4 protein-coding genes are annotated in these 5,168 nt (G+C 67.2%); 1 reads left to right on the top strand and 3 read right to left on the bottom strand.

Annotated elements, in window-relative coordinates; all coding sequences use genetic code 11:
* Nucleotides 1-214: 214 nt before the first annotated feature.
* Entirely contained in the window at nucleotides 215-526 is a 312-nt protein-coding gene (locus tag J2X50_RS03030) for a MoaD/ThiS family protein (protein ID WP_429091322.1), read from the bottom strand.
* 16 nt (nucleotides 527-542) lie between these two features.
* Nucleotides 543-1,625 (bottom strand): WD40/YVTN/BNR-like repeat-containing protein, encoded by a 1,083-nt coding sequence (locus J2X50_RS03025; protein ID WP_429091321.1) that lies wholly within the window; start codon nucleotides 1,623-1,625, stop codon nucleotides 543-545.
* A 324-nt stretch (nucleotides 1,626-1,949) separates the two neighbouring features.
* Here J2X50_RS03025 and J2X50_RS03020 point away from each other — a divergent pair, with 324 nt between their 5' ends.
* The gene (locus J2X50_RS03020; protein WP_429091319.1) at nucleotides 1,950-3,269 is read left to right on the top strand and encodes an NAD(P)H-dependent oxidoreductase; all 1,320 of its coding nucleotides are present in this window, start codon (nucleotides 1,950-1,952) and stop codon (nucleotides 3,267-3,269) included.
* A gap of 45 nt (nucleotides 3,270-3,314) precedes the next feature.
* Here J2X50_RS03020 and J2X50_RS03015 read toward each other — a convergent pair whose 3' ends face one another.
* Nucleotides 3,315-5,063, bottom strand: coding sequence for a hybrid sensor histidine kinase/response regulator (locus J2X50_RS03015; RefSeq protein WP_429091318.1), 1,749 nt, complete (start codon nucleotides 5,061-5,063; stop codon nucleotides 3,315-3,317).
* Nucleotides 5,064-5,168: the final 105 nt, after the last annotated feature.

The raw sequence follows: 5,168 nt of genomic DNA, 5'->3' as shown, positions 1-5,168 counted from the left end.
GGCATCGCTGCGCGGGTGGGTTTGCGCCCGCGCAGCTCCAACTGCCGTCGGTCGCGTCAGGGACAGCGGCCATGGGCGTCCCCGATGCCTTCGTTCGAACGCACGGCGCTGAGGCGGCCGGCTGCCATCCGGAATCCGGAAATGCCATCAGCGCCTTGTTCGGAAACGATATTTTCGTCGTGTGAGGCGTGGCCCTGCCGGTTCCGATCGGGTCTCAGCCGCCGCTGATCGCGGTGAGCACGAAAACCTCGATGCCCGGCCGCAGCTTTGTCTTCAGCGTCGCGCGTTCGCCGTCGACGAAGACGTTCATGTGCCGGCGGATGGCGGGACGGCTGTCGCAGATGCGGTCGCGCATGCCGGGCCAGCGGCGGTCGAGTTCGTCGACCATCTCCCTGACGGTGGCGGCCATCATCTCGACACGGCGCGACGAGCCGGGGAAGAGGTCGGCCAGCGCGCCGGGCAGGCGCACGACGACCGGTCCGGTCCCTGCTTCCGGTCGATGGTCGGGGTCTTGCCGGTCGAGCATGTCCGCCATCCCAGTCTCAGCCGTCGACGACGAGCGTCTCCACCGACAGGATCGAGGGCAGGTGCTGGGCGACGCTCGTCCAGCTCTCGCCTTCGTCGGCGCTGGCGAACAGCGCCCCCGAACTGGTGCCGAAATAGACGCCCGCGGGCTCCAGCCGGTCGGTCGACATCGCCTGGCGCAGCACGCCGATATAGGCGTTCTCCTGCGGCAGGCCGTTGCGCAGCGCCTGCCATTCGCGGCCGCCGTTCCGCGTGCGCCAGACCGCGGCCTTGGCGTCGGGCACGAAGCGGCCGGCGCTGTCGCCGTTGAGCGGCACCAGATAGAGCGTTTCGGGATCGCGCGGGTGTGCCGCGGCCGGGAAGCCGAAGGTCGAGGGCAGGCCCTTCTCGATGCTCTGCCAGTGCTTGCCTCCGTCGTCGGAGCGGTACATGCCGCAATGGTTCTGCTGGTAGAGCCGGTTTGACATGCCGGGCGCCATGACCAGGTTGTGCACGCACTGGCCGAATTCCGGATAATTCTCGCCCTCGGGCAGGAAGTCGGCGCGGGTGCCGTGGTTACGCGGCTCCCAGGTCCGGCCGCCGTCGGCGGTGTGGAACACGCCCGCCGCCGAGATGCCGACCCAGATGCGGTCCTGGTCGTTGGGATCGACGACCAGCGAATGCAGGATCAGGCCGGCGCCGCCGGGGTTCCAGTGCGGCCGGGAAGGGTGCTTCTGCAGGCCCTCGACGTTCTGCCAGCTCTGGCCTGCGTCGTCGCTGCGGAACAGGCCGGCCGGCTGCACGCCGGCATAGAGACTGCCATTGCCCGTGGCCAGGCTCCACACCGCCTTGATCGGCTCCTCGCCTTCGGCATAGGCGAGGCCCTCGCTCGAATGCGTCCAGGTCCCGCCGAGATCGGTCGACTTCCACACCGCCGGGCCGAACCACTCGTTGCCGCCCGCGCCATAGATCGTGCCCGTCTGCTGGTCGGCGATGACGTGGTTCATCGGCCAGGTTTCACAGAACGGGCCGCGCAGCTTCCATGAGCGCCTCGCGGCGTCGCTCTCGGCGATGAAGGCGCCTTTCTTGGTGCCGAGCAGGACAAGGATCTTGCGTGCCATTGATCTCCTCCCCAGGAGCCCGATCTTCAGAGGTCGAATCCGGATCGGCGGCTATCCCTTTCAATTGCTTCGCGTTTTTCGGCCGGTCGTGGACGTCCGTTCGCTGCTTTCGGCGGCGTCCTCGCCTCGGCGGGCGCGGGCAGGCAGGTAGATTAGCGGCAAAGGCCGCGCCGCAACAGCCGAAGCCGACAATCTGCTGACAAAGTGGACTGCGGCCGGGTCGCCGGCCGAACTGCCGCTAGAGCGGACATTCGGGTTGACAGTGCGCCATAATTCAATACCCGTCGTCCCAGGTTTCAGACGTTTCCTCGAAAGGATCGAGCAATGACGATCAACGTGGCACCGGTGGGCCTGGCGCGCGAGCTGATCGAGCGGCAGAAGTCTGGCAAGCCGATCCGCATCGGCCTGATCGGCTCGGGCGAGATGGGCACCGACATCGTGGCGCGGGTGGCGCACATGCCCGGCATTGAGGTCGGCGCGATCTCCGAGCTCAACCTGCCCAACGCCCACCGCGCCGTCGACATCGCCTACCAGGAGAAGGGCCATGCGCGTGAAGTGGCCTCCGGCTCGGCTTTGAGCGAGGCCATCGAGGCCGGCAAGGTCGCCGTCACCAACGACGCCGACCTGATCCTCGACAGCGGCCTGATCGACGTCGTCATCGACGCCACCGGCGTGCCTGCCGTCGGCGCCGAGATCGGCCTGCGCGCCATGGAGCACGGCAAGCACCTGGTGATGATGAACGTCGAGGCCGACGTCACCATCGGCGCCTATCTCAAGAGCGAGGCCGACCGGCTCGGCGTCACCTATTCGCTCGGTGCCGGTGACGAGCCGTCGTCGTGCATGGAGCTGATCGAGTTCGTCTCGGCGATGGGCCACACCATCGTCGCCGCCGGCAAGGGCAAGAACAACCCGCTCAACATCGACGCGGTTCCCCACGACTATGCCGAGGAGGCTCGGCGCCGCAACATGAACGTGCGCATGCTGGTCGAGTTCGTCGACGGCTCCAAGACCATGGTCGAGATGGCGGCGATCGCCAACGCCACGGGGCTCGTCCCCGACAAGGCGGGCATGCACGGCCCGGCGGCGACGCTGCCGGAACTCAACAAGGTGCTGGTCCCCGAAAAGGACGGCGGCGTGCTCTCCAAGGTCGGCGTCGTCGACTATTCGATCGGCAAGGGGGTGGCGCCGGGCGTCTTCGTCATCGCCGACATGTCGCATCCGCGCATCCGCGAGCGCATGGAGGACCTGAAGATGGGCCACGGCCCGTATTTCACCTTCCACCGGCCCTATCACCTGACCTCGCTCGAGGTGCCGCTGACCTGCGCCCGCGTCGTACTGCACGGCAAGGCCGACATGGTGCCGCTGGCAAGGCCGGTGGCCGACGTCTGCGCGGTGGCCAAGAAGGATCTGAAGCCCGGCGACGCGCTCGACGCGATCGGCGAATACAGCTACCGCGCCTGGATCATGACGGCGCCCGAGGCGCGTAGCGCCAAGGCCATCCCCTGCGGCCTGCTGCAGGGCGGCACGGTCACCGCCCCGATCAGGAAGGGCGAGCTCATCACCACCGCCAACGCCGAAGTCGCGCCGGGCTCCAAGATCGCCGAGCTCAGGGCCAGGCAGGACCGGCTGGTGTATGGCGAATAGCCCGTACGCCGCGCGTCGAGAAGGACGTGCGGAACGGCTCGGCGTCTAGGCCTGTCGGCAAGCTGCAAGGATCGCTTCCCGCAGGTCCTCTCCGGCGATCGGCTTGTGAAGGATGCGGGCGCCGCTCGCGTTCACTTCCTTCAGCCGTTCCGGCGAGGTGTCGCCGGTGATGATGATGGCCGGCACGGGGCGGCCGACATAGGCCTTGAGGGCCTGGATCGCCTCGAAGCCGGTGGCGCCGTCGGCGAGGCGGTAGTCGGCGACGATCAGGTCGATCGGTGCCTTTCCGGCTTTCGAAGCCTGCGCGTGGGCGCCTTGCGCCTCGGCGGCGGAGCGGCCGGCATAGACACGATGTCCCTCGAGGGTAAGCAGTTGCACCATGGCGTCGAGCACGTCGCTCTCGTCCTCGACGACCATGATGCCGGCGGTGACACCGACATGGGCGATTTGCTCGACCGGCCGGGGCGATGTCGCCACTGCGCGGACACTGGGGACCGTCACCGAAAACAGCGAGCCGCGTCCGGGTTTCGAGTCAAGCCTGAGCGGATGCTTCAGCAGTCCGGCCGTGCGCCGCACGATAGCCAGCCCCAGGCCAAGCCCCTGCGTCCTGTCCCGCGCCGGGTTCTGCAGCTGCACGAATTCCTCGAAGACCATCGCCTGCTGGTCCCGGGGGATGCCGGGGCCGGTGTCCAGGACCTGTATCTCCGCCATGTCGCCGCGCCTGCGGCAGCCGAGCAGGATGCGGCCTTGCGTGGTGTAGCGAAACGCATTCGACAAAAGGTTGTTCAGGATGCGCCTCAGCATCATCGGGTCGCTCTCGACCTTGAGGCGGCTGTCGACCACGCGCCATTCCAGGCCGCGCTGCCTGGCCTCTTCGGCAAACTCGCCGTGAAGATCGCGGAACAGCTCGCGCAGTGCCACCGTCTCCGGGGTCACCGTGACGATGCCCGCGTCGAGCTTGGAGATGTCGAGCAGCCCGTTCAGCAGCCCGCCGAGGTTGCCGACGACGGATTTTGCCCGGCCCGCCAGGCTGCGGGCATCGGCCGAAGGCACGTCGCCGCGCTGCCCCAGCACGGCCAGCGTGGAGACCAGCAGGCTCAAGGCGTGGATCGGCTGGCGCAGGTCGTGGCTGGCGGCGGCGAGAAAGCGCGTCTTGGCGCGGTCGGCCGATTGTGCCCGGTCGCGCTGCTCCTGCAGATGCAGGACCAAGTCCTCGTTCTCCAGCCGCAGGCTGATGGTTTCGCGCAGCATGCGATAGGTGATGCGGCAGTAGTAGAAATTGATGGCCACGAGTGACGCCAGCAGGAACAGGAAGGCGCCGGAGATGTCGCTTTCGGTGGTGATGCTGCGGACGGCGACCGGCAGGGCCGTTGCGAGGATCGACCCGATGAGGGCCGGCGGGAACGCCGAGAGCGACGGCACGGTGCCGCAGACGAGACCGGTCAGCACGATGACGGTGAAGGAAAGCACGATCGGCGCCTCGGGAAGGAAGCCGGCCCAGCCGAGCCCGCCCCACAGCAGGCCCGAGACCCACGAAAATCCCGCTGCGAGCCACGCCCAGCGCAGCATCGATCCGGAATCCCTGTTGCGGCCGAAAAAGCGGCGGGACGCCAGGACGCGGATCGCGGTCAGCAGATAGAGCGCGCCGAGCCATGCCGCGAGCCAGGTTACGGACACGGCGCTGCTGAGGACGTAGACGGCCGCGAGCGAAATGACGATGTTGGAGATGACCACGCCGTAGGAGTTACGATACAGAAGCTCGATGAGAGCTTGGCGTATCTTGTCTTCCTGCATGGTATTTCCCCAATTGCCGTATAGATGCTAGGACGGTTGATCTATAGGCAACTTGTTTCCCATCGGTTGTCGACTGAACATTTTCTTGCCCGTTTTTGGATGACG

The organism is Aminobacter sp. BE322 (assembly GCF_050433525.1).
GTDB lineage: Bacteria > Pseudomonadota > Alphaproteobacteria > Rhizobiales > Rhizobiaceae > Aminobacter.
This window is presented reverse-complemented; position numbering and strand designations above follow the sequence as displayed.

Coding starts and splice junctions, on each gene's coding strand:
- J2X50_RS03030 (WP_429091322.1), bottom strand. CDS start 526: ATGCTCGACCGGCAAGACCCCGACCATCGACCGGAAGCAGGGACCGGA.
- J2X50_RS03025 (WP_429091321.1), bottom strand. CDS start 1,625: ATGGCACGCAAGATCCTTGTCCTGCTCGGCACCAAGAAAGGCGCCTTC.
- J2X50_RS03020 (WP_429091319.1), top strand. CDS start 1,950: ATGACGATCAACGTGGCACCGGTGGGCCTGGCGCGCGAGCTGATCGAG.
- J2X50_RS03015 (WP_429091318.1), bottom strand. CDS start 5,063: ATGCAGGAAGACAAGATACGCCAAGCTCTCATCGAGCTTCTGTATCGT.